This window comes from Roseisolibacter sp. H3M3-2, assembly GCF_029211165.1.
In the GTDB taxonomy this organism is placed as follows: Bacteria; Gemmatimonadota; Gemmatimonadetes; order Gemmatimonadales; family Gemmatimonadaceae; genus Roseisolibacter.
On the sequence record NZ_JARGEK010000608.1, the window covers coordinates 1 to 1,725 of the forward strand.

At 79.8% G+C, this 1,725-nt stretch carries 2 protein-coding genes; both read right to left on the reverse strand.

Features of this window, described 5'->3' with window-relative positions; translation table 11 throughout:
• Nucleotides 1-90: 90 nt before the first annotated feature.
• Complete coding sequence (locus PYV61_RS25035; protein WP_275836605.1) at nucleotides 91-960, reverse strand: carboxypeptidase regulatory-like domain-containing protein; 870 nt, start codon at nucleotides 958-960, stop codon at nucleotides 91-93.
• Nucleotides 961-1,002: 42 nt separating this feature from the next.
• On the reverse strand, nucleotides 1,003-1,725 hold a 723-nt coding region (locus PYV61_RS25040; RefSeq protein WP_275836606.1), incomplete at its 5' end, for a hypothetical protein.

Here is a 1,725-nt window from a genome sequence, read left to right on the forward strand (position 1 = left end):
CGCGCACCGTCTGCGCGCCGGCGGCCGCGAGCAGGAGGAGCGCGAGCGCGAGCGGGGCCAGCGTGCGCGCGCGCGGCGCGTGGCGCGCGCTCACCGCTTGCGCGTCCAGAAGAGGACCGCGCCGCACGCGTTCCCGGTCCCCGCCAGCTCGCCGGGCAGCGACCCGGGCCCGGCGTACACCTCGATCCCGCCGAGCTGCGCGAGGTCGGTGACGTTGACGTTCGGCGGCTCCTGCCCCGGCGGCCGGCCGCCCACGGCGCCCTTGTTCACCGACGGCGGCGAGCCCCCGGTCACCGTCACCGTCCCGTTCGGGCTGACCGTGGTCCCCTCGGCGACGGTCGGCTCGAACACCCGCATCCCGTCCACGTACACGGCGAGGTAGCACTGCGTGTCGGCGTTGACGCTCGTCTGCCCGCGGCGGCTCGACACCGCCACGCCGCCGTCGGGCTGCGGGACGAGGCGCACGCCGGGCACGGTCGAGAGCATCTCGCTGACCTGGCGCCCCTGGTTGCGCTGCAGCTCCTCGGGGCCGATGAACCTCCCGCGCCCCCCGGCGGCGCGGCGCGCGTCGAACGCCGCGTTGCCGCTCCCCGCGGCCTCGCGCACGGTGACCTTCGCGAGCTGCGGCGCCGCCGGGCGCAGCCCGACGCGCAGCCACGTCGTGTCGCCCCCGCCGACGCGCGCGGTGACCTCGAGCGGCTCGAAGCCGACGCCGCGCACGACCAGGCGGTGCGTCCCGGGCGTCACCGCCGCGAAGGCGAAGCGCCGCGCCGAGTCGGCGGGCGCCACGCGCTGCGAGCCGGCGATGGTGACGCTCGCCGTGGGCACCGGGAGCCCGGCGGGGGAGAGCGCGTCGGCGCCGGCGACGGCGACCACCCCGGCGAGGGTGCCGGTGGCCTGCGCGCGGGCCGCGGCCGGGGCGGCGGCCAGCAGGAGGAGGGGGAGGAGGCGTCGGGACACGGCGGCCGGCGGCGGGCGGGGGAACGGATGGCTCCGGCCAACCTACGGCGCGGCCGCACCCCGCGCAGCGCCGGCCGCGGTTCGAGAGCTGTCCGAGGCGGCGTCCGCGAGCCGTCCGATCCACGCCGTGAGCAGCTCCACCCGCAGGTCGTCGGACGAGCGCCGCGCCCCGGGCGCGGTGGCGGCCAGGAAGCGCGTCGCGCGCCCCGCGTCGCCCAGCCGGATCGCCGACACCACGGCCCCGTCGTGCAGCAGCGCCGGCAGCAGCCACCGGTCCTCGCGCCGCAGCGCCTCGACCAGGACGTCGGCGGCGTCGGCGGCCTGCGCGAAGTCGTACGCCGCCAGCCCGTGCAGGAACTCGACCGACGCCCGCACCTCGCGCGGCGCGCGCGCGGCGTCGAGGTAGGCGAACACGCGCCGGTAGAACGCCGTGTCGGCCACCCCCGCCGAGCCGCCGTGCAGCTCCGCCTCGACGTCGACCGCGTGGGCGACCCAGCGGTGCCAGTCGGCCGGCGGGCGCCCCGACGCGACGATCGCCTCGAAGGCCGCGCGGCGATACGTGGCGTCGCGCACCCACGCGGTCTCGCCCCCGGGCAGGCGGAGGAAGGGCGCCTCGTCGTCGGCGCGCGGCGTGCCGCCGGGGGCGTACGCGTCCCACGCCTCGCGCAGCGCCCCGCCGCGCGCGCGCGCGGTCGGCCGCGGCATGTCCAGCGGCGCCACCGGCGCGTCGGCGAAGCCGTACCGCCACCCGCGCAGCGCCGCCAC